The sequence below is a fragment of the Pseudomonas sp. NC02 genome, from assembly GCF_002874965.1.
Lineage (GTDB): Bacteria > Pseudomonadota > Gammaproteobacteria > Pseudomonadales > Pseudomonadaceae > Aquipseudomonas.
The window spans coordinates 1,952,097-1,976,720 of the sequence record NZ_CP025624.1; the positions used below are offsets into that span (position 1 = coordinate 1,952,097).

Sequence of the window (24,624 nt, forward strand, 5' to 3'; positions counted from 1 at the left end):
GGTTATACAAGGCTTCAATGAAAAATTCTTTTGGATTCACCTGGTACCTGGCGGGGCTGAGCATGCTCGGCTATCTGGCCATGGATATGTACTTGCCGGCGTTTGGCGCCATGGGCGAGCAACTGCAGATTTCCCCCGGCGCGGTGGGCGCGAGCCTGAGCATTTTCCTCGCCGGCTTTGCCGTCGGGCAGTTGCTGTGGGGGCCGCTATCCGACCGGTTGGGACGCAAGCCGGTGCTGCTTACGGGCCTTTCCCTGTTTGTGCTCGGCTGCCTGGGGATGTTCTGGGTCGAGACCGCACCGCAGCTGTTGGCCTTGCGTTTTGTCCAGGCGATTGGCGTGTGTTCCGCCGCCGTCAGTTGGCAGGCGCTGGTGATCGACCGCTACCCGGCGGACAAGGCCCATCGGGTGTTCGCCGGCATTATGCCGCTGATGTCACTGTCTCCGGCCCTGGCGCCATTGCTGGGAGCGCTGATGCTGAATCACTGGGGCTGGCAGGCGATTTTCGGTGTGTTGTTGGTGGTTTCGCTGCTCCTGCTGCTGCCTACGTTGTTTCTCAGGCCGCTGCCGAAACGCCTGACAACCGACGGCGAACCGTCCCGAATCGGCTATGGGCAATTGCTCAAGTCGCGGGTGTTCACCGGCAACGTGATGATCTTTGCCGCATGCTCGGCCAGTTTCTTCGCCTGGCTTACCGCCTCGCCGTTCATCCTTGGCGGGATGGGCTACAGCCCGAATGACATCGGCTTGAGCTACGTATTGCCAACGCTGTCGTTCCTGATCGGTGGCTACAGTTGCCGCAGTGCGTTGCAGCGGTTCCAGGGCAAGACTTTGTTGCCGTGGCTGCTGCTGGCGTACTGCATCAGCATGGTCGCGCTATACCTCGTCGCGACCTTGACCGTGCCGACGCTCGCCACCTTGCTGATTCCGTTCTGCCTGATGGCCCTGGTCAATGGCGCCAGCTACCCGATCGTGGTGGCGAATGCACTGATGCCGTTTGCGGAAAATTCCGGCAAGGCGGCGGCATTGCAGAACACCTTGCAGTTGGGGTTGTGCTTCCTGGCGAGCCTGATCGTGTCGTCGATGATCGACCAGCCGCTGTTGATCACTGCGATCGTGATGCTGGCGACCGCGCCATTGGCCGTGTTGGGCTACTGGCTGGCGCGACCGAAGGTCGACGATGGCGATGCCGACCTGGTGCGCGCCCGCTAGAACGTCACTTCCATGTTCACCGTCGGCGTTGACGTGCGGCTACCCCGGCCGCCGTCCACGCCGAACTTGTTATGCCAATACTCATACCCGACGCCCAGGTAGAGATTGGGCTTGACGCTTTTGCCCGGGCGCACCGCCACCATCAGCGCGGTGCGCATCAGGGTTTCCGGCGCCGTATCGCGGCCATGGAAGTCCTCGCCCTTTTCCCCGACGTGATTGATAAACCCCTGAAACTTCGCCCCGTGGTTGCCGATCTCGAAAGGCCGCATCCAGGTCAGGTTGAGCATGTAGGTATCGTCGAAGGTGTGATCGGGTTCTTTCGCGCCAGGGATGCCGGAATGGTTTCTTTCCTTGTAGTACATCAGGCTCAGGTCCAGCACGCCGACGGTGTTGAACTTCAAGGTCGGACCAATCACCAGCGCACGTTTTTTCGCCGACGCCAGGTTGTTGTTGCGGTTGGCATCAAAGCCGAAGGTCAGTGCGTAATCCTTGATCACCCCGGTGCCCAGCGGTACATCGAATACCCGTGAGGCATACAGCTGATGCCGGTACACGGCATACACTTCGCTGCCGCCGTGGTCGGTACCCTTGCGCGGGTCGCGGCTGTCGGACAGGAACACATCGAGGTTCAGGTAGTTGCTGCCGTACTGGTAGCCGCTGGCGTGGGTGAAGCTGTAGATGCGCTTGCTAAATTCATCCGGGTTGTTCGGGTTGGTGAACTGCTGGCCGTAGCGAAATCCCAGGCTGTTGTTCATCCATTCCAGCGCGACAGCCTCCCCGCCGCCGAACAATGTGAGTAATACGGTTGCGCCGTGCAGTGCCTTTTTCATTGTTTTAATTCCTTTGGCGTTTTGGCTCATGGCGACCGCGCAAGGGTCGCCGGGCGCAGTATCGGCACATCCGTTGTGGGTTCCAAAGAACAGAATCTCGCCTGGGCCGATGCCGAAACGGCAGCACTGAAGCTGGCCTGAGAGTCAGGAAATACGTGGCGCCGAGGGCGTTTCCTGATGTTCGCGCAAGTTGATTTCTTCACTGAGCAGATGGGCCATGGCTTGCACCGCCATCGGCAAGTCTCGGTCTTTGCGGGCGTACAAGCCCAGGTCGCTGAAGATCCCGCCCTGGTCGCTGAGCGGAATGTGCAGCAGTTCGCCGCGGGCTAAATCCACCTCCACGCCAATGCGCGTCTGGAACGCGATGCCCAGTTGCTGGCGCGCCAGTTGCCGGGCCAGCTCCATCGAGTTGCTGTGCAGCAGTGGCTTGTTCGTCGCCGCCGAACGCTTGTGCAGCGGTGCGATCAGGTGGTGAACCGAGAGCTCGCTCTTGGCCTGGATCACCCCGTGTTCACAGCAGCGCGCGTAACTCACGCTGGTTTCACCGGCCAACGGATGCCCCGGCGCCATCAACGCCCCCAGGCGGAAATGGCCGACACACACCTGGATGGTTTCGCTGCTGCGCGGTAAGGCAAAGGCCAACCCCAGGTCAGCCTGGCCGTTGACCACCGCACCGGGAATCGATTGCGAACCTTGTACCGTGACGCCAATAGTCACTTTCGGATAACGCTCACGCATGCGCTTGAGAGCGGCGGGCAGCAGTTCCACAGTGGCGCCCTCCACCGTGGCGATTTCCACATGGCCGGTCTGCACGCCGTTCAAGCCATCCAGTTCACCGCGCACGCGTTCCACATCCTGCAACAGGAAACTCACGTGGCGGGTCAGGATTTCCCCGGCCGCCGTCAGGCGCAGGCCGCCGGGCAGGCGCTCGAACAGCGCCGCACCCACCTCGTCTTCCAGCTTGAGGATCTGCCGGTTCACCGCCGAAGACGCCACGTTCAGGCGGCGCGCGGCTTCGCGGATCGAGTGGCAGCGGCGAACCATGTCGAAGTAGTAAATCGCCGGGGCGTGGATGCGCAGCTTGCGGTTGAGCATTTTTTTCAAGTCCTTGTGCGCAGCGCTTCGAGCCACGGGGCAGGGCGGCTGAATGGATTTTTGTAACGGCATTCAGGGTGTTCTTGTGAAAATGATTGTATACAACTCTATGGACATCCAATCTTTCTATTGCATACAGTGAGTGCACAACAAAAACAGAGAACCCCTCACCATGACTATCCCGAAGGCGTCACCGCAGCGGCCAGAAGATGAGAATCTCGGCGTCGCGGCCAACATGGCTTACGGCCTGCAGCATGTGCTCACCATGTACGGCGGCATCGTGGCTGTACCGTTGATCGTCGGCCAGGCGGCCGGGTTGTCGCCGGCCGATATTGGCCTGCTGATCGCTGCCTCGCTGTTTGCCGGAGGCCTGGCTACGCTGTTGCAAACCCTGGGCCTGCCGTTTTTCGGCTGCCAGTTGCCGCTGGTGCAGGGGGTGTCCTTTGCCGGGGTGGCGACTATGGTGGCGATTGTTGGCAGCGACGGTGCGGGTGGCATCCCGGCGATTCTCGGGGCGGTGATGGCCGCCTCCCTGATAGGCCTGCTGATCACCCCGGTGTTCTCGCGAATCACCAAATTCTTCCCGCCGCTAGTCACCGGGATTGTGATCACTACCATCGGCCTGACGTTGATGCCCGTCGCCGCCCGCTGGGCCATGGGCGGCAACAGCCGCGCCGCAGATTTCGGCAGCATGCCGAACATCGGCCTGGCGGCGCTGACCCTGGTGCTGGTATTGCTGCTGAGCAAGATCGGCAGCGCGACCATCTCGCGGCTGTCGATCCTGCTGGCGATGGTGATCGGCACGGTTATCGCGGTGTTCCTCGGCATGGCTGACTTCTCCAGCGTGACCCAGGGCCCGATGTTCGGCTTTCCCACACCCTTCCATTTCGGCATGCCAACCTTCCAGCTCGCGGCGATCATTTCCATGTGCATCGTGGTGATGGTGACGCTGGTGGAAACCTCGGCGGACATTCTGGCAGTGGGTGAAATCATCGACACCAAGGTCGACTCCAAGCGCCTCGGCAATGGCCTGCGTGCGGATATGCTGTCGAGCATGTTTGCGCCGATCTTCGGCTCGTTCACCCAGAGCGCGTTTGCACAAAACGTCGGACTGGTGGCGGTTACCGGGGTCAAGAGCCGTTATGTGGTCGCCACCGGTGGGATATTCCTGGTGATCCTCGGCCTGCTGCCGTTCATGGGGCGGGTGATTGCGGCAGTGCCGACTTCGGTGCTGGGCGGGGCCGGGATCGTGCTGTTCGGCACCGTGGCTGCCAGTGGTATCCGGACCTTGTCCAAGGTCGATTACCGCAACAACATGAACCTGATCATTGTCGCCACTTCCATCGGTTTTGGCATGATCCCGATTGCGGCCCCGAGTTTCTACGATCACTTCCCGAGCTGGTTCGCGACCATTTTCCACTCGGGGATCAGTTCGTCGGCGATCATGGCGATCCTGTTGAACCTGGCGTTCAACCACTTCACCGCGGGCAACTCGGACCAGCAGTCGGTATTCGTTGCCGGGACGGAACGCAGCCTGTGCTTCCAGGACGTGGCGGCGTTGCGGGACGGGGATTACTTCAGCGGCGGCAAGCTGTTTGATGCCGAGGGCAAGGAAATTCCGTTGCTGGAGGAAGTGCCGAAGAAAGCGGCGGTGCACGGCAGGGCGCAGACCAGCGAGGTGTAACAGCCACAAAGAGTCCAATGTGGGAGCGGGCTTGCTCGCGAAGGCGGTGTGTCAGTCGCTAAATATGCTGACTGATCCACCGCCTTCGCGAGCAAGCCCGCTCCCACATTTTGATCTCAGCCAGTCTTGAGCGTTCTGTGGGGCACCGAACAAGCCTCATCCAAAAACTGCACCACCGTCCCCATGCACGCCTGTCGCTCTTCAACATGCGGCATGTGGCTGGAGTCTTCGAACAGCGCCCAGCGCACATCGGCGATCTCATCCAGGAACGGCTTGACCACCAGCGGCGTGGCCTCGTCATGGCGACCGGAAATCACCAGGGTCGGCACATTGACCTTCGACAGCCGGCCGATCACGTTCCAGTCTTTCAAGCTGCCAATTACATGGAATTCCGTCGGGCCGCTCATGGCGTGATACACCGTCGGGTCCGAATCCACCTGGGCGAATGTGCGGGCGACTTCTTCCGGCCACGGATTGACCCGGCACACGTGCTGGTCATAGAAAATCCGCGAGGCGGCCAGGTACTCAGGGTCCTGGTAGGTGCCGGCCTGTTCATGCTTGAGCAAGGTCTCGTGCACGCCTTCAGGCAGTAGCTTGCGCAGGCGGTTGGCCTCGGCAACCCAGGTACGCATGCAGGTCGGCGAGTTGGCCGGAATAAATGCACGCAGGCCCTTGGGTTGCAGGATGGCGTGTTCGCTGCCGAGCATGCCGCCCCAGGATTGACCCAGGATCGCGTAGTTGTTGCTGATCTGCAGATGGTCCAGCAGGTTGTCCAGTTCTTCGAGGAACAAGCCGACGGTCCAGAATGAAGGGTCTTTGTCAGGCAGGTGGGTGGAGCGGCCGTTGCCCAGTTGGTCGTAGTGAATGACCGCGTGGCCACTGGCGGCTACGTCCTTGTAGGCATCGACATAATCATGGGTACAACCCGGGCCACCATGGAGGATGACCAGCGGCGTGAGGCCGCTGTCCAGGTCGCCGGTTACCCGATACCAGGTCTGGTAGTCGCGAAAGGCCGCATAGCCTTCGCGGATTGTTTCGATGAATTCCATTTCGTGCCCTGCCCTGAGAAAAAGTGATCAGGTACACGATAGTCGGCACAGAAAGTTTAAGTAACTAGCAAAACAGCTAGGTTTTTCCTTCGGATCAATCTTCCAGCAGCCGGTAATGAGTGGCCCGTACCACCGCTTGCACCCGGTTCTTGGCCCCCAGTTTGTGCATGGCCGACGCCAGGTGCAGGGTAACCACTGCCAGGGAGCGGCTCAATTGCGTGGCGATTTCGGCGGCGGTCAGGCCGTCGGCGGCCCATTTCAGGCATTCGCGCTCACGCTTGGTCAGGCGGATATGCGGGTAGGAGCGCAGTTCCTTGCTGAAAAGCGGGTAGGCCGCTTCCTGCAAGGCGTGGGTAATCAGGCTGAATTCCGACAGCGTCTGGCGGGCGTCCTGCAACACGGCGCTGGCCTTGCCGGTGCGCAGGCCGGTCAGCGAGGCGAAGCCGCCACGGGGCAAATGGATCGGCACGCTGACGCCGCAGGTCATCTGGCGGTCGTGCAGGTAGCTGGAAACCGGAGCGTGGCAGGGGTCGATGATTTTTTGCAGCGCGGTATCGGCCTTGGCCTCGTAGGACCACACAAACGGTGAAACCGTCGACAGTGCGAGGTGTTGCACCGGATCGATCTGATAAAAGCCGGAACTGCACCACAGGTTGTACCAGTCGGGCGGGGTATTGCGCAGTTGCAGCACAGAAGGGGTGATCAGTGCACCATTATGGTCAATGGGCACGGGGGTGTAGTCGTAGACCAACGCATCAAAACCCAGGTCCTGGGCCAATACGAGGGTGTTGTCCATCTGTTCATCCAGGCTCCTGCCGGGGATGAGACGGTCATTAAACGCAGTTAGCCTGGCCAGCATCCGTTCTGCTCCCGATTTCATTTGAATCTCGTCTTGCTGCAAGTAGAATGCCACGCCCCGGCGAAGGACTGCCAGACCAAACCTATAAGAATTACCAGGTTATGGACACGCGGCATCCTCGGTAGTGTTGGCCTCTAAACGGCCACTCTCCACAGGGCCGACACACAACAAGGAATGTATGCATGTGGCGTGAAATTGCCCCCGACCAGCGGTACAACGTGCAGGTCGATGGCCACAACCTCGTGGCCTATAGCTTTGGCGAAGGCGATGAGGTGTTGCTGTGCCTCAATGGCGGCCCCGGGCTGCCTTGCGACTACTTGCGCGACGCCCATGGCTGGCTCAAGGACAACGGCCTGCGAGTGGTTGCATTCGACCAGCTTGGCACGGGCGCTTCAGCCAGACCGACCGATGTTTCGCTGTGGGAAATCAGCCGTTATGTCGAAGAAGTCGAAACCGTGCGCCAGGCCCTTGGCCTTGGCCGCGTGCACTTGCTGGGGCATTCCTGGGGCGGATGGTTGGGCATCGAGTACGCCATTCACTACCCCGATGCGCTGAAAAGCCTGATCCTGGAAAACACCGTCGGCGACATTCCGCACCTGTCCCTCGAGCTGGAACGCCTGCGCGGCGCCCTGGGCAGCGAAACCGTGGCGATGATGCAACGCCATGAAGCCATGGGCACCCTCGATCACCCGCAGTACCAGGCCGCCATCACCTTGCTCAACTACCGCCACGTCTGCCGCCTGGACGAATGGCCGGCGCCGGTCCAGCGTTCCCTCGGCGACTGGAACATGGGCCCCTACGAAACCATGCAGGGTCCCAACGAATTTCTCTACATCGGCAACCTCAAGGACTGGAACCGCATCCCCGAGATGGCCGAGCTCAAGATGCCGATACTGATCACCACCGGCCAGCACGACGAACTGACCCCGGCCTGCGCCATGCGCATGAAAAGCGCGGCCCGGCACGCCGAGCTGCACGTGTTCCCCAACAGCAGCCATATGCCTTTTTACGAAGAGCCCCAGGCATACTTCCCGGTGCTGCTGGACTTCCTCGCTCGTCATCGAGGCTGACGGATGAACCTGGCGCGTTACCGTTTTGTGCTGTCCCGGCCGCTGCAATTGCTGCCGGTGCTGTTTGGCATCAGCCTGATCACCTTTGTGCTGGTGCGCTCGATTCCCGGCGACCCGGCGCGGGCCCTGCTGGGTTCGCGCAGCACCCCGGACGCCTTGCTGAAGATCCGCGCCCAGTACGGCCTCGACCAGCCGCTGTGGCTGCAATATTTCTACTTCCTGAAAAACCTGCTCAAGGGCGACCTCGGCCAGTCACTGCTGTACAAGGTCGACGCGCTGAAACTGATCGTCACCCGCATCGAGCCGACCCTGTTCCTGGTGCTCGGCAGTGTGCTGCTGGCGCTGTTGATCGCCGTGCCGCTGGCCACCGTGGCCGCGCGTAATAAAGGTGGCTGGGCGGATAACCTGATCCGGCTGTTCACTACGGTGGGCCTGGGCATGCCGGCGTTCTGGCTGGGCTTGATGCTGATCCTGTTGCTCAGCGTGCAATGGGGCCTGTTCCCGGTCTCCGGGTATGGGCGCACCTGGCTGGACAAGGCGCACCACATGGTTCTGCCGTGCCTGACCATCGCCCTGGCGCTGTCGGCGGTGCTGGTGCGCAACCTGCGGGCGAGCATGTTGATGGAATTGCAGGCTGACCACGTTACCGCCGCCCGGGCGCGCGGGTTGTCGGAGGCGGCGGTGTTTCGTCGTCATGTGCTGCCCAATTCCCTGGTGCCGGCGGTGAACCTGCTGGCGGTGAACATTGGCTGGCTGATCAGTGGCACGGTGGTGATCGAAAGCCTGTTTGCGATTCCCGGCATCGGCCAATTGCTGGTGCGCGGCATCTTCACCCGCGACTACATGGTGGTGCAGGGCGTGGCGATGGTGCTGGCCTGTGCCACCGTGCTGGTCAACTTTGTTGCCGATGTGGTGACGGTCACGCTGGACCCGCGAGTGAAGATGCAATGAGCAGCCGCCCATTGATCGCCCCATGGCGCCTGCGCCTGCGCTTTGGTTTTCGCAATGGCCGGCTGACGGCGGCATGGGGCCTGTTGATTCTGCTGACATGGCTGGCGCTGGCCGTGTTCGCCCCCTGGATCGCACCCTTTGACCCGATTGCGCAAAACACCGACATCAGTTTGCTGGGTCCGAGCCAGGCCCATCCATTTGGCACGGACAACTACGGGCGAGACATCCTTTCGAGGGTGGTCTGGGGCGCACGCATCGACCTGCAACTGGCGGTGGTCGGGGTGATCTTTCCGTTCCTGATCGGCACCTTCGTCGGTGCGGTGTCTGGCTACATCGGCGGGCGTTTCGACAGCTTCTGCATGCGGGTGATCGACGTGATCCTCGCGTTCCCTTTCCTGGTGCTGATGCTGGCGATCATGGCCATTCTCGGCCCGGGTTTGAAAAGCTTTTACATCGCCATGGCGCTGGTGGGCTGGGTGTCCTACGCGCGGCTGATCCGCTCGCAGATCCTGGTGCTCAAGGAAAGCGACTTCGCCCTGGCCGCCAAAAGCCTGGGCTTTGGCCATGGGCGCATTCTGTTCCGGCATTTGTTGCCCAACGCGATGTTCGGTTCGATTGTGTTCTCGATGTCTGACGCAGTGCTGGTGCTGCTCAACGGCGCAGCGGTCAGCTACCTCGGCCTGGGCGTACAACCGCCGACCGCCGAGTGGGGCACCATGGTTGCCGAAGGCCAGGCGTTCATCACCACCGCCTGGTGGATTTGCACCTTCCCGGGCCTGGCCATCGTGACCCTGGCCATGGGCTTCAGCCTGCTGGCCGATGGTGTGGCGCAAGTGCTGGGGGATCGCTCATGAGCCTGTTGCAGGTGCAGGACCTGAGCGTCATCGCCAATAACACCGGGCGCGACGTAACGTTGGTGGACCGGGTGTCGTTCGACCTGGCCGAAGGTGAGATCCTCGGCCTGGTGGGCGAAAGCGGTTCGGGCAAGACCATGGCCTGTCGCGGGCTGATGCGCTTGCTGCCGTCCCCGAGCCTGCGGGTGCAGGGCGGTTCGGTGCGCCTGGCGGGCCAGGACCTTCTGCAGCTGGATGACGCCGGCATGCGCGCGGTACGCGGTGGGCAACTTGGGATGATTTTCCAGAACCCCAGCAGCCACCTCGACCCGTTGATGCGCATCGGCGAGCAGATCGCCGAAGGCATCCGACTGCACCAGGGCGCGTCGAAAAAGGAGGCGCGCTTGCAGGCTATCGAAGTGCTGCGCCAGGTCGGCATTCCCGATCCCCAGGCGCGGATCGACAATTACCCCCACGAGTTTTCCGGCGGCATGCGCCAGCGGGCAATGATCGCGGTGGCCCTTGGCTGCAATCCCAAGGTGCTGATTGCCGACGAACCGACCACCGCCCTCGACGTGACCGTGCAAGCCCAGATTCTGCGGCTGTTGCTGGACCTGCGGGACCAGCGTGGCCTGTCGATCATCATGATCACTCACGACCTGGGCGTGGTGGCGCAAACCTGCGACTCCATCGCCGTGATGTACGCCGGGCGCCTGTGCGAACACGGCAGCAAATACGAGCTGCTGGCACACCCGCAACACCCTTACACCGCCGGCCTGATCGAGTGCCAGCCCGCCACCAGCAGCGGCCACGCCCTGTTGCGCACCATCGCCGGCCAACCGCCATTGCTCGACGCATTGCCCAAGGGCTGCCGGTTCAACCCGCGCTGCCCGCAAGTCGGCAGCTTGTGCACCGAGCTGCTGCCGGAAGGCGCGCGGGTGGCCTGTCACTATCCCCTGGGAGTTCGCCCATGACGCTGTTGCAGGTGAATGACCTTGAGGTGCGTTTTGCCGCCGCCGGCAGCGGCCTGTTCGGCCTGAATAAACAGTGGGTGAGGGCGGTCAACGGGGTGTCGTTGACCCTGGCCGCCGGTGAAACACTGGGTTTGGTGGGCGAGTCCGGCAGCGGCAAAAGCACATTGGGGCGGGCGATCCTGCACCTCAACCCCATCAGCGCCGGGCAGGTGGTGTTCGACGGCATCGACATGGCCCACGCCGGGCCGGTCGATATCGCCCGTTTGCGGCACGAGACGGCGATGATCTTCCAGGATCCCTACGCGGCCCTGAACCCGCGGCTGACCATCGGCGAAACCATTGCCGAAGTCCTGCGGGTGCAGCGCAAGGTGGCGCCAGAAAACATCCCACGCCGGGTCGACGAATTACTCGACCTCGTAGGCCTGCGCCCCGAACTCGCCAGCCGCAAGCCCGGCTCTCTCAGCGGCGGCCAGTGCCAGCGCGTCGGCATCGCCCGGGCACTGGCAGTGGAGCCACGGCTGATCATCGCCGACGAATGCGTGGCCGCCCTGGATGTGTCGATCCAGGGCCAGATCATCAACCTGCTGCTGGAACTGCAACAGCGCATGAACCTGGCGATCCTGTTTATCGCCCACGACCTGGCCATCGTCCGCCGCCTGTGCGACCGGGTGGCGGTGATGTACCTGGGGAAAATCGTTGAGGAAGGTCCGGTGGAGGCGGTGTTCACCACGCCGCGCCATCCCTACACAGCAGCGTTGATCCAGGCGATCCCGGAGATTGATCCTTACCGCCCGTTGCCCAGCGAACCGTTGCCGGGCGAGCCGCCGAGCCCGTTGAAACTGCCCAGTGGTTGCGCCTTTCACCCGCGTTGCCGACATGCACGAGCCGTGTGTGCCGAGGTATTGCCGCCGACTCACGTTGTGCAAACGCATCGGTACAGTTGCGTGCTTGAAGAACCTTTGCTTTGAACCCTTCCTGCCGATCATGAACAACCGCCGTTATAGACAAGGAGTTATGACATGCAATCCCGTCACTTGAAGTTGCTCGCCGCCGCCACACTCACCGCCTGGTCGCTGACCGCCGGTATTGCCCACGCCGCAGGTGTGCTGACCATCGGCTGCCGCGAAGACAGCACCACGTTTGACCCGATCAAAAGCGCGCAGAACCGCGATACCTGGGTGTTCGCCAACGTCTACGACACCCTGGTGCGCGTGGACAACCTGGGCACCAAGATGGAACCGGGGCTGGCAGAAAGCTGGGACATTTCCAAGGACGGCCTGACGTACACCTTCAAGCTGCGTGCCGCGAAGTTCTCGGATGGCTCGCCGATCACCGCCGACGACGCTGCCTTCAGCCTGTTGCGCATCCGCGACAACAAGGCCTCGCTGTGGAGCGACCCGTTCAGCCTGATCAACACCGCCAAGGCCAGCGACCCGCAAACCCTGGTAGTGACCTTGAAAACCCCGGCGGTGGCCTTCCTCTCGCAACTGGCTTCGCCGACGGTGTCGATCCTGTCGGAAAAAGCCATGACCAAGATGGGCGAAGACGCCTACTCGGAAAACCCGGTGACCTCCGGCGCGTTTACCGTGGACGAGTGGCGCAAGGGCGATCGGGTGATCCTGAAGAAGAACCCGAACTTCTGGCAGGCCAGCAACGTCAGCCTGGATGGTGTGGAATGGGTCTCCGTCACCGACGACAACACCCGCATGCGCATGGTGCAGAACAACGAGCTGGACACGGCGATCTTCGTCCCGTTTTCCCGGGTTGAAGAGCTGAAAAAAGACAAGAACGTGGTGGTGCACTCTGATCCGTCCACCCGTGAAGATCACCTGTTGATCAACCACGCCCACGGCCTGCTGGCCAAGCCGGAAGTGCGCCAGGCGCTGGACATGGCCATCGATAAACAATCGCTGGTGAAAACCGCCACCTTCGGCCAGGGCACCGTGGCCTATTCCTACATCCCAAAAGGCTCGCTGTACCACTACGCCAACAACCTGCAACGCCCGTATGACCCGACCGAAGCCAAGAAGCTGCTGGCGGCTGCCGGCGCTCAGGATTTGAAGCTCAACTACGTGGTCAACGCCGGCAACGAAGCCGACGAGCAGATTGCGGTGATGATCAAGGATCAACTGGCCAAGGTCGGTGTGACGGCCAACCTGCAAAAGGTCGACCCGACCCAAAGCTGGCAGATGCTGGTGGACGGTGATTACGATATTTCGGTGATGTACTGGACCAACGACATCCTCGACCCGGACCAGAAGACCACCTTCGTGCTGGGCCACGACACCAACCAGAACTACATGACCCGCTACAAGAACGACAAGGTCAAGGACCTGGTGGCCGCGGCGCGGATCGAGGCGGACCCGGTCAAGCGTGAGCAGATGTACGTCGACCTGCAGAAAATGGCGAAACAGGATGTGAACTGGATCGACTTGTACTACAGCCCGTACATCAACATCTCACGCAAGAACGTGAGCAACTTCCTGCAAAACCCGTTGGGGCGCTTCACGCTTGAGGAAGTGGTGAAGAACTAAGTTCTAGAGATCACCGCAATACAAATGTGGGAGCGGGCTTGCTCGCGAAGGCGGTGGATCAGTCGATATCTCTGTTGACTGACACTCCGCCTTCGCGAGCAAGCCCGCTCCCACATTAGGTTGTACTGTGTTCCAGATAGTTATTGCGCGTCAAACGCCTGCCCATTGATGCCGGTACTGTCCGGCCCCATCAGGTACAGGTACACCGGCATGATTTCCTCCGGTGTCGGGTTATCGGTCGGGTTCTCCCCTGGATACGCCTGGGCCCGCATGCTGGTGCGGGTGGCGCCTGGGTTGATGCTGTTGGCGCGCACCGGTGCGACGTTGTCCAGCTCGTCCGCCAGGGTTTGCATCAGCCCTTCGGTGGCAAACTTCGACACCCCGTAAGCCCCCCAATAAGCCCGGCCCTTGCGGCCCACGCTGCTTGAGGTGAACACCACCGACGCATCCTGGGACAGCTTGAGCAGCGGCAACAGCGTGCTGGTCAGCATGAACATCGCGTTGACGTTCACATGCATCACCCGCATGAAGTTCTCGCCGGACAACTGCTCGATCGGTGTGCGCGGGCCGATGATCGAGGCGTTGTGCAGCAAACCGTCGAGGTGGCCGAACTCCTTTTCGATCATCGCTGCCAGCTCATCGTATTGATGGGGCAGGGCGGTCTCCAGGTTGAACGGGATCACCACCGGCTGCGGCTGGCCGGCGGCTTCGATTTCGTCGTAGACCTGGGCCAGGTTGGCTTCGGTCTTGCCCAGCAGCAGCACGGTGGCGCCGTGGGCCGCATAGGTTTTGGCCGCCGCTGCGCCAATCCCGCGACCGGCGCCGGTGACCAGGATGACCCGGCCCTTGAGCAGTTCTGGACGTGCGGAGTAATCAAACATAAACAACCTCGACAAAGTTCACAGAAAATCCATGTGATTGATTGCGGCTAAGGCTGGCCAAGGCTTCTGTGGCGAGGGAGCTTGCTCCCGTTGGGTTGCGAAGCAGCCCCAGCTTTTCGCGACTGCTGCGCAGTCGAACGGGAGCAAGCTCCCTCTCCACAAAATTGCAGCAACCTCAGGCAGTCCCGATCAGCAGCTGCACAGCGCGCTGTCCAGCACTTTGCGCAATTCCAGCGGGTGATCCACCACCACATCGGCACCCCAGTTGCGCGGGTTGTCGTCCGGGTGGATATAGCCGTAGGTGACCGCCGCGGTGCGAGTGCCGGCGTCGCGGCCCGACTCGATGTCCCGCAGGTCATCCCCCACGAACAGCACGCTGGCCGGGTCCAGGTCGAGCATCTTGCACGCCAGGATCAACGGTTCCGGGTCCGGCTTGCTGTTCTTTACGTGGTCCGGGCAGATCAGCAGCGCGGAGCGCTCGGCCAGGCCCAGCTGCTGCATGATCGGTTCGGCAAAGCGCAGTGGCTTGTTGGTGACCACGCCCCAGATCAGCCTGGATTTCTCGATATCCACCAGCAGCTCTTCCATGCCCTCGAACAGCTTGCTGTGGATCGCGCAGCCCTTGAGGTAACGCTCGAGGAATTCCTGGCGCAGCTCTTCAAAGCCCGGGGACTCGGGGTCCATGGAAAAGGTCACGGCGACCATCGCCCGGGCGCCGCCGGAGATTTCATCGCGGATGTGCTGGTCGTTGATCGGTGCCAGGCCGCGGTCAGCGCGCATGGCCTGGCAGATGGCGATAAAGTCTGGCGCGGTGTCCAGCAGGGTACCGTCCATGTCGAAAAGAACCGCTCGCAACTTCACAGGCTTACTCCTCGCGCAGGGTCTGGATCATGTAGTTGACGTCAACGTCGCTGGCCAGCTTGTAGTGCTTGGTCAGCGGGTTGTAGGTCAAGCCGATGATGTCCTTGACGGTCAGCCCGGCCTGACGGCTCCAGGCGCCCAGCTCGGAAGGGCGGATGAATTTCTTGAAGTCATGGGTGCCGCGGGGCAGCAGCTTCATGATGTATTCGGCACCGATGATCGCGAACAGGTACGCCTTCGGATTGCGGTTGATGGTGGAGAAGAACACCTGGCCACCGGGCTTGACCATGCGGAAGCAGGCGCGGATCACCGAGGACGGGTCCGGCACGTGCTCGAGCATTTCCAGGCAAGTGACCACGTCGAACTGCCCGGGCATCTCTTCGGCCAGCTCTTCGGCGGTGATCTGCCGGTATTCGACGTTCACGCCCGACTCCAGTTGGTGCAACTGGGCCACGGCCAATGGCGCTTCGCCCATGTCGATACCCATCACGGTGGCGCCGCGCTGGGCCATGGATTCACTGAGGATCCCGCCGCCGCAACCCACATCCAGTACCTTCTTGCCGGCCAGGTTGACGCGCTCGTCAATCCAGTTGACCCGCAGCGGGTTGATGTCGTGCAGGGGTTTGAACTCGCTTTCGCGGTCCCACCAGCGATGGGCGAGGGCTTCGAATTTGGCGATTTCAGCGTGGTCGACGTTGCTCATGGGGAATCCTCTAAATCTGATAAAACGTTTTGCCGGCCCTGGCATGCGTTGCCAGGGCGGGTGTTATTCGCTGTGTCCGCTGATGCGCTGGCCCCAGGCGATGGCCGTGGCGCACAACTGTTGTTCATCCAGGCGGGTCAGTTGCCGGTCGTCGAGCAATTGCTTGCCGCCGACCCAAAGGTGTTTCACACAATCGCGTCCGGTGGCATATATAAGCTGTGAGACCGGATCGTAGATCGGTTGTTGCGCCAGGCCCGACAGGTCGAAGGCCACGATGTCAGCGGCCTTGCCGACTTCCAGCGAGCCGATTTGACTTTCCAGGCCCATGGCTCGGGCGCCGTTGAGGGTGGCCATGCGCAGGGCGCGGTGGGCATCCAGGGCGGTGGCCGAGCCGGCGACGGCCTTGGCCAGCAGCGCGGCGGTGCGGGTCTCGCCCAGCAGGTCGAGGTCATTGTTGCTGGCCGCGCCGTCGGTGCCTATTGCCACATTGACGCCGGCTTGCCACAGGCGTTCCACCGGGCAGAAGCCGCTGGCCAGTTTCAGGTTGGATTCCGGGCAATGGATCACGCTGGTGTTACTTTCTACCAGCAAAGTCAGGTCGTCATCGCTGATTTGGGTCATGTGAACGGCCTGGAAGCGCGGCCCCAGCAAACCCAGGCGGCCAAGCCGTGCCAGCGGGCGTTCACCACGCTGTTCAACGGACTGCTGCACTTCGAAGGCGGTTTCATGCACGTGCATGTGGATCGAGGCGTCCAGTTCCTCGGCGATCACCCGGATTTTTTCCAGGTTTTCATCGCAGACGGTGTACGGCGCGTGCGGGCCGAAGGTGATTTTGATCCGTGGGTGATGCTTGAGGTCGCCGAACAGCTCGACGCCCTGGCGAATCGCCTCGTCGGCGTCAGCAGCGCCGGGAATCGGGAAATCCAGGATCGGGATGGCGATTTGCGCACGCATGCCGCTGTTGTGCACCCGTTCGCTGGCGACTTTCGGGAAGAAGTACATGTCCGAGAAACACGTGATGCCGCCCTTGATCTGCTCGGCGATGGCCAGGTCAGTGCCGTCGCGGACGAAGGCTTCGTCGACCCACTTGGCCTCGGCGGGCCAGATGTGGTTTTCCAGCCAGGTCATCAGCGGCAGGTCGTCGGCCAGGCCGCGAAACAGCGTCATGGCCGCGTGGCCGTGGGCGTTGATCAGGCCGGGGCTGAGCAGCATGCCCGGCAGTTCACGCACTTCGCTCGCTGCGAGCTTCAAGGCCGCGGCGCGTGGGCCGATAAACGCAATGCACCCGTCACGAATGCCCAGGGCGTGCTCCTTGAGCACTACGCCGGCAGGCTCGACAGGTGCCAGCCAGGTGGGCAGCAGCAATAAGTCGAGCGGGGCGGCAGTCGGTGTCATCGAGGGCAGTTTCCCAGGCATCTATAAAGAACGGCGAAGTATACCCGAGCGTCCTGGCTGGCGGATCGCTATAATCGGCGGCTTTTGTTCATGAGTGCGGGGTGAGGGATGCGCGATCGACTGTTGGCTGCGGAGAAAGTGAAGGCCATCGACTGGCGTGATGGCGCACTGTACCTGCTCGATCAGCGTATTTTGCCGTCTGCAGAAACCTGGGTCGCCTGCACCAGTGCTGCCGAGGTGGCCGAGGCCATTCGCACGATGGTGGTGCGCGGTGCGCCGGCCATTGGCATCAGTGCGGCGTATGGCCTGGTGCTGGCCGCTCGTGCCCACATCGCCGAGGGCGATGACTGGCAGGCCGCCTGGGAAGAGGACTACGCGCTGCTGGCGGATACCCGCCCGACCGCGTCGAATCTTTTCTGGGCCATGAAGCGCATGCGCGATTGCCTCGATCGCCTCAAGAAACACGCCGATCCGTTGAAGGTGCTGGAGGCCGAGGCGGTGGCGATTCACCAAAGTGATCGTGAAGCCAACCTGACCATGGCGCAGCTGGGTGTTGAGCTGATCCGCAAGCACCAGGGCAATGTTCAGGCGATCCTGACCCATGGCAATGCGGGTGCGCTGGCTACCGGCGGCGTCGGTACCGCGCTCGGGGTGATTCGCGGTGCGTTCCTGGAAGGCATGGTGGAACGGGTCTACGCCAACGAAACCCGGCCCTGGCTGCAAGGCTCGCGGCTGACGGCCTGGGAATTGGCCAATGAAGGCATTCCGGTCACCGTGAATGCCGATTCGGCTGGCGCGCATATTCTCAAGACCAAGGGCGTGACCTGGGTGATCGTCGGTGCCGACTGCATTGCGGCCAACGGTGACGTGGTCAGCAAGATCGGCACCTATCAGCTGGCGGTGTGCGCCATGCATCACGGCGTGCGTTTCATGGTGGTGGCGCCCAGCTCAACCATCGACCTGATGGCGGCCAGCGGTGATGACGTGCCGCTTGAAGAGCGCGACGCCCGTGAACTGCTGGAAGTCGGCGGCACCCGCGTAGCCGCTGATGTAGACGCCTTCAACCCGGTGTTCGACGTGACGCCGGCGGACCTGATTGATGTGATCGTCACTGAAAAAGGCATCGTCGAACGCCCCGACACGGCGAAGTTGGCGCAACTGATGTGTCGTAAACGCCTGCATTGAGGCAATTTGCCCGCAAAAATCCCCTTGGATCCAGCTCTAAGGCCCTCTCGTCGCCGTCAAGCCTGTCATCCGTCAACTTACTATGCTCCATGCGCATCAGGGGGATAGGTGCGTGGCGGCGATTGTGATAACATCCGGCGGTTTCCAGGGTCACCCCAAGGGGTAACCTTTAATGCGCAGATCCGTGTCATAACTCGTTGATTTGTCGTAAGTCGTTGCCAGGCATCATGCCGGCAGCGGCGAGCTTCGTTCGTCCCATAGGATGTGACGAGGTTTCACCCGAAAAAGGAATCAGGCTTCTCATGGGCGAACTGGCCAAAGAAATCCTCCCGGTCAATATCGAAGACGAGCTGAAACAGTCCTACCTCGACTACGCGATGAGCGTAATTGTCGGTCGGGCACTGCCTGATGCGCGCGATGGCTTGAAGCCCGTGCACAGGCGTGTGCTGTTCGCGATGAGCGAGCTGGGTAACGACTGGAACAAGCCGTACAAGAAATCTGCCCGTGTTGTCGGTGACGTGATCGGTAAGTATCACCCTCACGGCGACACTGCGGTGTACGACACCATCGTTCGGATGGCCCAGCCGTTTTCCCTGCGCTACCTGCTGGTAGACGGCCAGGGCAACTTCGGTTCGGTCGACGGCGACAACGCTGCGGCCATGCGATACACCGAAGTGCGCATGACCAAGCTGGCGCACGAGCTGCTGGCTGACCTGCACAAGGAAACCGTGGACTGGGTGCCGAACTACGACGGCACCGAAATGATCCCGGCGGTCATGCCGACCCGTATTCCCAACCTGTTGGTCAACGGCTCCAGCGGTATCGCCGTGGGCATGGCCACCAACATCCCGCCACACAACCTCGGTGAAGTCATCGACGGTTGCCTGGCCCTCATCGACAACCCCGAGCTGACCGTCGATGAGCTGATGCAGTACATCCCGGGTCCGGACTTCCCGACCGCCGCGATCATCAACGGTCGCGCCGGCATCATCGAAGCCTACCGTACCGGTCGCGGCCGCATTTACATGCGTGCCCGCTCGATCATCGAAGACATCGACAAGGTCGGTGGCCGTCAGCAGATCGTCATCACCGAACTCCCTTACCAGTTGAACAAGGCGCGTCTGATCGAGAAGATCGCCGAGCTGGTTAAAGAGAAGAAGCTGGAAGGCATCACCGAGCTGCGCGACGAGTCTGACAAGGACGGTATGCGCGTGGTGATCGAGCTGCGTCGTGGCGAAGTGCCTGAGGTGATCCTCAACAACCTCTACGCCCAGACCCAGCTGCAAAGCGTATTCGGTATCAACGTGGTAGCGCTGATCGACGGCCGCCCGCGCATCCTGAACCTCAAGGATCTGCTGGAAGCCTTCGTGCGTCACCGCCGCGAAGTGGTAACCCGCCGTACCGTATTCGAACTGCGCAAGGCCCGTGAACGCGGCCACATCCTGGAAGGTCAGGCTGTTGCGCTGTCGAACATCGACCCGGTCATCGCCCTGATCAAGGCTTCGCCGACGCCGTCGGAAGCCAAGGAAGCGCTGATCAAGATGCCGTGGGAATCCAGCGCCGTAGTAGCGATGGTGGAACGGGCCGGTGCAGATTCGTGCCGTCCGGAGACCCTGGACCCACAATACGGCCTGCGCGACGGCAAGTATTTCCTGTCCCCGGAACAGGCCCAGGCCATTCTGGAACTGCGTCTGCACCGTCTGACCGGCCTGGAACACGAGAAACTGCTGGCCGAGTACCAGGAGATCCTCAACCAGATCGGCGAGCTGATCCGCATCCTCAACAGCGCGGTGCGCCTGATGGAAGTGATCCGCGAAGAACTGGAAGTGATCCGCGCCGAATACGGCGATGTGCGCCGCACCGAGATTCTCGACGCCCGTCTCGACCTGACCCTGGGTGACATGATCCCGGAAGAAGATCGCGTCGTGACCATTTCCCACGGTGGCTATGCCAAGACCCAGCCTCTGGCTGCGTACCAGGCCCAGCGTCGTGGCGGTAAAGGCAAATCGGCTACCGGCGTCAAGGATGAGGACTACATCGCTCACCTGCTGGTTGCCAACAGCCACACCACGCTGCTGCTGTTCTCCAGCAAGGGCAAGGTGTACTGGCTGAAAACCTACGAAATCCCGGAAGCGTCCCGCGCCGCCCGTGGTCGTCCGCTGGTCAACCTGCTGCCGCTGGACAGTGATGAATACATCACCACCATGCTGCCGGTAGACGAGTACACCGAAGGTCACTTCATCTTCATGGCCACTGCGAAAGGCACCGTGAAGAAGACCCCGCTGGAATCCTTCAGCCGTCAACGCAGCGTGGGCCTGATCGCCCTCGAACTGGACGAAGGCGACGTATTGATCAGCGCGGCCATCACCGACGGCGAGCGTGAAGTCATGCTGTTCTCCGACGGCGGCAAGGTCACGCGCTTCAAGGAATCCGACGTTCGTGCCATGGGCCGTACCGCCCGCGGTGTGCGCGGCATGCGTCTGCCGGAAGGGCAGAAGCTGATTTCGATGCTGATCCCGGAAGAAGGCAGCGAGATCCTCACTGCATCGGCCCGCGGCTACGGCAAGCGTACGGCCATCAGCGAGTTCCCCGAGTACAAGCGTGGCGGCCAGGGCGTTATCGCCATGGTCAGCAACGATCGCAACGGCCGCCTGGTCGGCGCGGTCCAGGTGCTGGATGGTGAGGAAATCATGCTGATTTCCGACCAGGGCACCCTGGTACGTACCCGGGTTGATGAAGTGTCGAGCCTGGGGCGTAACACCCAGGGCGTGACCTTGATCAAGCTGGCCAGCGACGAAACGTTGGTAGGCCTGGAGCGTGTCCAGGAGCCATCGGAAGTCGAAGGCGAGGAGCTGGAAGGTGAAGAGGGGATTGCACTCGAGGGGCAAGTGATCGGCGATGCCGATGACGGCGTCGACGAGCCAACACTCGACGCTGCCGCAGACGAAGAAGAACCGCAGGAATAAGCGGACACACAGGGGGCGGATGAAGATTCGCCCCCTTGTTGTTTGTCCCGTTTGAAATACGACGCCGCGCCGCTCTTGTAGGAGCCGGCTTGCCGGCGATGGCATCAACTCGATTCAAGTGAAGCGCCGAGTCGTTTGCATCGCTGGCAAGCCAGCTCCTACAGGGTTCCGCGTTGCGGGATGTTGATTGCAGTCCCACCAGATCAGAGAGATTGGATGTGAGCAAGAGAGCCTATAACTTCTGTGCCGGTCCCGCGGCGCTTCCTGAAGCAGTCCTGCAGCGCGCGCAGGGTGAACTCCTCGACTGGCATGGAAAAGGCCTCTCTGTGATGGAAATGAGCCATCGCAGCGATGAGTTCGTGTCCATTGCCACCAAGGCCGAGCAGGATATGCGCGACTTGCTGGACATCCCGTCCGATTACAAAGTGCTGTTCCTGCAGGGTGGTGCGAGCCAGCAGTTCGCCCAGATCCCGCTGAACCTGCTGCCGGAAGACGGCACCGCGGACTATATCGACACCGGTATCTGGGGGCAGAAGGCCATTGAAGAGGCCTCCCGTTACGGTCACGTCAATGTGGCAGGCACGGCCAAGCCCTACGACTACTTCGCCATCCCCGGTCAGAACGAGTGGAAACTGTCGAAAGACGCGGCCTACGTTCACTACGTGGCGAACGAAACCATCGGCGGCCTGGAGTTCGATTGGGTGCCGGAAGTGGGTGATGTCCCGCTGGTCTGCGACATGTCCTCGGACATCCTCTCGCGCCCGATCGATGTGTCCAAGTACGGCATGATCTACGCCGGTGCACAGAAGAACATCGGCCCGAGCGGCATCCTGGTCAACATCGTCCGTGAAGACCTGTTGGGTCGTGCGCGTTCGCTATGCCCGACCATGCTCAACTACAAGGTCGCGGCCGATAATGGCTCGATGTACAACACCCCGCCGGCCTTTGCCTGGTACCTGTCGGGCCTGGTGTTCGAATGGCTGAAAGAGCAGGGCGGCGTGGCTGCCATGGGCAAGCTTAACGAAGAGAAGAAACGTACCCTGTACGACTTCATCGACGCCAGCGGCCTGTACAGCAACCCGATCAACCTGACCGACCGTTCGTGGATGAACGTGCCGTTCCGCCTGGCGGATGATCGCCTGGACAAGCCTTTCCTCGCCGGCGCCGACGAGCGCGGCCTGTTGAACCTCAAGGGCCACCGTTCGGTAGGTGGCATGCGCGCCTCCATCTATAACGCTGTCGATATCCACGCCGTCAAGGCGCTGGTGGCTTACATGGCAGAGTTCGAAAAGGAACACGGCTAATGTCTGAGCAAGAACTCAAGGCCCTGCGCGTACGCATTGACAGCCTGGACGAGAAAGTCCTGGAACTGATCAGTGAGCGCGCGCGGTGCGCCCAGGAAGTTGCACGGGTGAAGATGGCTTCCCTGGCTGAAGGCGAAGTGCCGGTGTTCTACCGTCCGGAGCGTGAAGCCCAGGTGCTCAAGCGCGTGATGGAACGCAACAAGGGCCCGTTGGGCAACGAAGAGATGGCGCGGTTGTTCCGTGAAATCATGTCTTCGTGCCTGGCACTGGAGCAGCCGCTGAAAGTGGCTTACCTGGGCCCGGAAGGCACCTTCACTCAAGCCGCGGCCATGAAGCACTTCGGTCACGCGGTGATCAGCAAGCCGATGGCTGCGATCGACGAAGTGTTCCGTGAAGTGGCCGCCGGGGCGGTGAATTTTGGCGTGGTGCCGGTGGAAAACTCCACCGAAGGTGCCGTCAACCACACCCTCGACAGTTTTCTTGAGCACGACATGGTGATCTGCGGCGAAGTCGAGCTGCGTATTCACCACCACTTGCTGGTGGGCGAAAACACCAAGACCGACAGCATCAGTCGCATCTACTCCCACGCCCAGTCCCTGGCCCAGTGCCGCAAGTGGCTGGACGCGCACTACCCGAATGTGGAGCGCGTGGCGGTGTCCAGCAACGCCGAAGCGGCGAAGCGGGTCAAGGGTGAGTGGAACTCGGCGGCGATTGCCGGCGACATGGCTGCCGGCCTGTATGGGCTGACGCGGCTGGCCGAGAAAATCGAGGATCGCCCGGATAACTCCACGCGCTTCCTGATGATCGGCAGCCAGGAAGTGCCGCCGACCGGCGACGACAAGACGTCGATCATCGTCTCCATGAGCAACAAGCCCGGCGCGCTGCATGAGCTGCTGGTGCCGTTCCACGACAACGGGATTGACCTGACGCGAATCGAGACTCGTCCTTCGCGCAGCGGTAAATGGACTTATGTGTTCTTTATCGACTTCGTCGGCCATCACCGCGACCCACTGGTCAAGGGTGTGCTCGAGAAAATCAGTCAGGAAGCCGTGGCACTCAAGGTGCTGGGCTCTTACCCGAAAGCGGTTTTGTGAGGCTTTAACATGAGTGGCAACTTCCTCGCCCTGGCGCAGCCGGGCGTGCAACAACTGTCGCCTTACGTTCCGGGCAAGCCTGTGGACGAGTTGGCGCGCGAGTTGAATCTGGATCCGTCGAAGATCGTAAAGCTGGCCAGTAACGAAAACCCGATGGGCCCAAGCCCCAAGGTACTGGCTGCGATTCGTGAGGCGCTGGCCGAACTGACCCGTTATCCCGATGGTAACGGCTTTGAACTCAAGTCCCTGCTGGCGAAAAACTGCCGCGTTGATATCAACCAGGTGACCCTGGGTAACGGCTCCAACGATATTCTGGAGCTGGTCGGCCGTGCCTATCTGGCGCCGGGCTTGAACGCGGTATTCAGCGAGCACGCGTTTGCGGTCTATCCGATCGTCACTCAGGCCGTTGGCGCCGAGGCGCGTGTGATTCCTGCGAAAGACTGGGGTCATGACCTGCCAGCCATGCTGGCGGCCATCGATGACAATACTCGTGTTGTGTTTATCGCCAACCCGAACAACCCGACCGGCACCTGGTTCAGCGCCGAGGTGCTGGATAACTTCCTGCAGGACGTGCCGGAGCATGTACTGGTGGTGCTGGACGAGGCGTACATCGAGTACGCCGAAGGCAGCGACTTGCCGGACGGCCTGGACTTCCTCGCGGCTTATCCGAACCTGCTGGTCTCGCGCACCTTCTCCAAGGCTTATGGCCTGGCGTCGCTGCGGGTCGGTTACGGCTTGTCCACTGCGGTGGTGGCCGATGTGTTGAACCGTGTGCGCCAGCCATTCAACGTCAACAGCCTCGCGCTGGCGGCGGCTTGCGCTGCGGTGCAGGACACCGAGTACCTGGAAGAAGGCCGTCGCCTCAACGAAAGCGGCATGCTGCAATTGCAGGAAGGCTTCCGTGAGCTGGGCCTGGGCTGGATTCCGTCCAAGGGCAACTTCATCTGCGTCGACCTCGGCCAAGTGGCGGCTCCTGTGTTCCAGGGCTTGCTGCGCGAGGGTGTGATCGTGCGTCCGGTGGCCAATTACGGCATGCCGAACCACCTGCGCATCACCATCGGTCTGCCTGCTGAAAACAGCCGCTTCCTCGAAGCGCTGGCCAAGGTTCTGGCTCGTGGTTGATGTCACTGCATTGCAACCTGCTG

The 24,624-nt window shown here is 61.6% G+C and carries 21 protein-coding genes; 13 read left to right on the forward strand and 8 right to left on the reverse strand.

Annotated elements, in window-relative coordinates; genetic code table 11:
* Nucleotides 1-17: 17 nt before the first annotated feature.
* Nucleotides 18-1,211 (forward strand): purine nucleoside transporter PunC, encoded by a 1,194-nt coding sequence (gene punC / locus C0058_RS09090; protein WP_102368415.1) that lies wholly within the window; start codon nt 18-20, stop codon nt 1,209-1,211.
* Here punC and C0058_RS09095 read toward each other — a convergent pair.
* Together C0058_RS09095 and C0058_RS09100 are read right to left on the reverse strand one after the other, a co-directional pair.
* Entirely contained in the window at nt 1,208-2,041 is an 834-nt protein-coding gene (locus C0058_RS09095) for a nucleoside-binding protein (protein ID WP_102368416.1), read from the reverse strand. The genes punC and C0058_RS09095 overlap by 4 nt on opposite strands.
* A gap of 144 nt (nt 2,042-2,185) precedes the next feature.
* On the reverse strand, nt 2,186-3,136 hold the full coding sequence (locus tag C0058_RS09100) for a LysR family transcriptional regulator (RefSeq protein WP_008437671.1): 951 nt from the start codon (nt 3,134-3,136) through the stop codon (nt 2,186-2,188).
* 172 nt (nt 3,137-3,308) lie between these two features.
* Here C0058_RS09100 and C0058_RS09105 point away from each other — a divergent pair, with 172 nt between their 5' ends.
* A complete protein-coding gene (locus tag C0058_RS09105; protein ID WP_102368417.1) occupies nt 3,309-4,820 on the forward strand; it encodes a nucleobase:cation symporter-2 family protein in 1,512 nt (503 codons plus the stop codon).
* 116 nt (nt 4,821-4,936) lie between these two features.
* Here the strand turns inward: C0058_RS09105 and C0058_RS09115 are convergent, their stop codons facing one another.
* Together C0058_RS09115 and C0058_RS09120 are read right to left on the reverse strand one after the other, a co-directional pair.
* Nucleotides 4,937-5,869 (reverse strand): proline iminopeptidase-family hydrolase, encoded by a 933-nt coding sequence (locus C0058_RS09115; RefSeq protein ID WP_003218843.1) that lies wholly within the window; start codon nt 5,867-5,869, stop codon nt 4,937-4,939.
* 94 nt (nt 5,870-5,963) lie between these two features.
* Nucleotides 5,964-6,728, reverse strand: a complete 765-nt coding sequence (locus C0058_RS09120; RefSeq protein ID WP_008437673.1) for a LuxR family transcriptional regulator — start codon at nt 6,726-6,728, stop codon at nt 5,964-5,966.
* A 182-nt stretch (nt 6,729-6,910) separates the two neighbouring features.
* On the opposite strand from C0058_RS09120, the gene C0058_RS09125 reads away from it, so the two are divergent.
* From C0058_RS09125 to C0058_RS09150, 6 genes are read left to right on the forward strand one after another with little or no spacing between them, the layout of a single operon-like run.
* A complete protein-coding gene (locus C0058_RS09125) occupies nt 6,911-7,798 on the forward strand; it encodes a proline iminopeptidase-family hydrolase (RefSeq protein WP_102368418.1) in 888 nt (295 codons plus the stop codon).
* A gap of 3 nt (nt 7,799-7,801) precedes the next feature.
* Nucleotides 7,802-8,749, forward strand: a complete 948-nt coding sequence (locus C0058_RS09130) for an ABC transporter permease (RefSeq protein ID WP_003218838.1) — start codon at nt 7,802-7,804, stop codon at nt 8,747-8,749.
* A complete protein-coding gene (locus C0058_RS09135; RefSeq protein ID WP_102368419.1) occupies nt 8,746-9,603 on the forward strand; it encodes an ABC transporter permease in 858 nt (285 codons plus the stop codon). The genes C0058_RS09130 and C0058_RS09135 overlap by 4 nt, the downstream gene beginning before the upstream one ends.
* On the forward strand, nt 9,600-10,556 hold the full coding sequence (locus tag C0058_RS09140; protein WP_102368420.1) for an ABC transporter ATP-binding protein: 957 nt from the start codon (nt 9,600-9,602) through the stop codon (nt 10,554-10,556). Before C0058_RS09135 ends, C0058_RS09140 begins: the two co-directional genes overlap by 4 nt.
* Nucleotides 10,553-11,524: an ABC transporter ATP-binding protein gene (locus tag C0058_RS09145; RefSeq protein ID WP_102368421.1), complete on the forward strand. Its 972-nt coding sequence runs from the start codon at nt 10,553-10,555 to the stop codon at nt 11,522-11,524. The genes C0058_RS09140 and C0058_RS09145 overlap by 4 nt, the downstream gene beginning before the upstream one ends.
* 51 nt (nt 11,525-11,575) lie before the next feature.
* Nucleotides 11,576-13,090, forward strand: coding sequence for an ABC transporter substrate-binding protein (locus C0058_RS09150; RefSeq protein ID WP_102368422.1), 1,515 nt, complete (start codon nt 11,576-11,578; stop codon nt 13,088-13,090).
* 140 nt (nt 13,091-13,230) lie between these two features.
* On the opposite strand, the gene C0058_RS09155 is transcribed toward C0058_RS09150, so the two are convergent.
* The 4 genes from C0058_RS09155 to C0058_RS09170 all read right to left on the reverse strand — a co-directional run bounded on the left by C0058_RS09155 (nt 13,231) and on the right by C0058_RS09170 (nt 16,930).
* The gene (locus C0058_RS09155) at nt 13,231-13,971 is read right to left on the reverse strand and encodes a YciK family oxidoreductase (RefSeq protein ID WP_003218829.1); all 741 of its coding nucleotides are present in this window, start codon (nt 13,969-13,971) and stop codon (nt 13,231-13,233) included.
* A 189-nt stretch (nt 13,972-14,160) separates the two neighbouring features.
* Entirely contained in the window at nt 14,161-14,832 is a 672-nt protein-coding gene (gene mupP, locus C0058_RS09160) for an N-acetylmuramic acid 6-phosphate phosphatase MupP (RefSeq protein WP_003218827.1), read from the reverse strand.
* Nucleotides 14,833-14,836: 4 nt separating this feature from the next.
* Nucleotides 14,837-15,535 carry a bifunctional 2-polyprenyl-6-hydroxyphenol methylase/3-demethylubiquinol 3-O-methyltransferase UbiG gene (ubiG, locus tag C0058_RS09165; RefSeq protein WP_003218825.1) on the reverse strand — a complete coding sequence of 233 codons (699 nt, stop codon included), beginning with the start codon at nt 15,533-15,535 and terminating at the stop codon, nt 14,837-14,839.
* Nucleotides 15,536-15,598: 63 nt separating this feature from the next.
* Nucleotides 15,599-16,930 carry a TRZ/ATZ family hydrolase gene (locus C0058_RS09170; protein WP_102370231.1) on the reverse strand — a complete coding sequence of 444 codons (1,332 nt, stop codon included), beginning with the start codon at nt 16,928-16,930 and terminating at the stop codon, nt 15,599-15,601.
* A gap of 108 nt (nt 16,931-17,038) precedes the next feature.
* Between C0058_RS09170 and mtnA the strand changes: the two genes are divergently transcribed.
* The 5 genes from mtnA to hisC all read left to right on the forward strand — a co-directional run bounded on the left by mtnA (nt 17,039) and on the right by hisC (nt 24,601).
* Nucleotides 17,039-18,115 carry an S-methyl-5-thioribose-1-phosphate isomerase gene (mtnA, locus tag C0058_RS09175; protein WP_003218821.1) on the forward strand — a complete coding sequence of 359 codons (1,077 nt, stop codon included), beginning with the start codon at nt 17,039-17,041 and terminating at the stop codon, nt 18,113-18,115.
* 302 nt (nt 18,116-18,417) lie between these two features.
* Nucleotides 18,418-21,081 (forward strand): DNA gyrase subunit A, encoded by a 2,664-nt coding sequence (gyrA, locus tag C0058_RS09180; protein ID WP_003218817.1) that lies wholly within the window; start codon nt 18,418-18,420, stop codon nt 21,079-21,081.
* A gap of 218 nt (nt 21,082-21,299) precedes the next feature.
* Nucleotides 21,300-22,385 (forward strand): 3-phosphoserine/phosphohydroxythreonine transaminase, encoded by a 1,086-nt coding sequence (gene serC, locus C0058_RS09185; protein WP_003218814.1) that lies wholly within the window; start codon nt 21,300-21,302, stop codon nt 22,383-22,385.
* Nucleotides 22,385-23,479, forward strand: a complete 1,095-nt coding sequence (gene pheA / locus C0058_RS09190) for a prephenate dehydratase (protein ID WP_003218812.1) — start codon at nt 22,385-22,387, stop codon at nt 23,477-23,479. Before serC ends, pheA begins: the two co-directional genes overlap by 1 nt.
* Nucleotides 23,480-23,488: 9 nt before the next feature.
* Entirely contained in the window at nt 23,489-24,601 is a 1,113-nt protein-coding gene (gene hisC / locus C0058_RS09195) for a histidinol-phosphate transaminase (RefSeq protein WP_102368423.1), read from the forward strand.
* Nucleotides 24,602-24,624 lie beyond the last annotated feature (23 nt).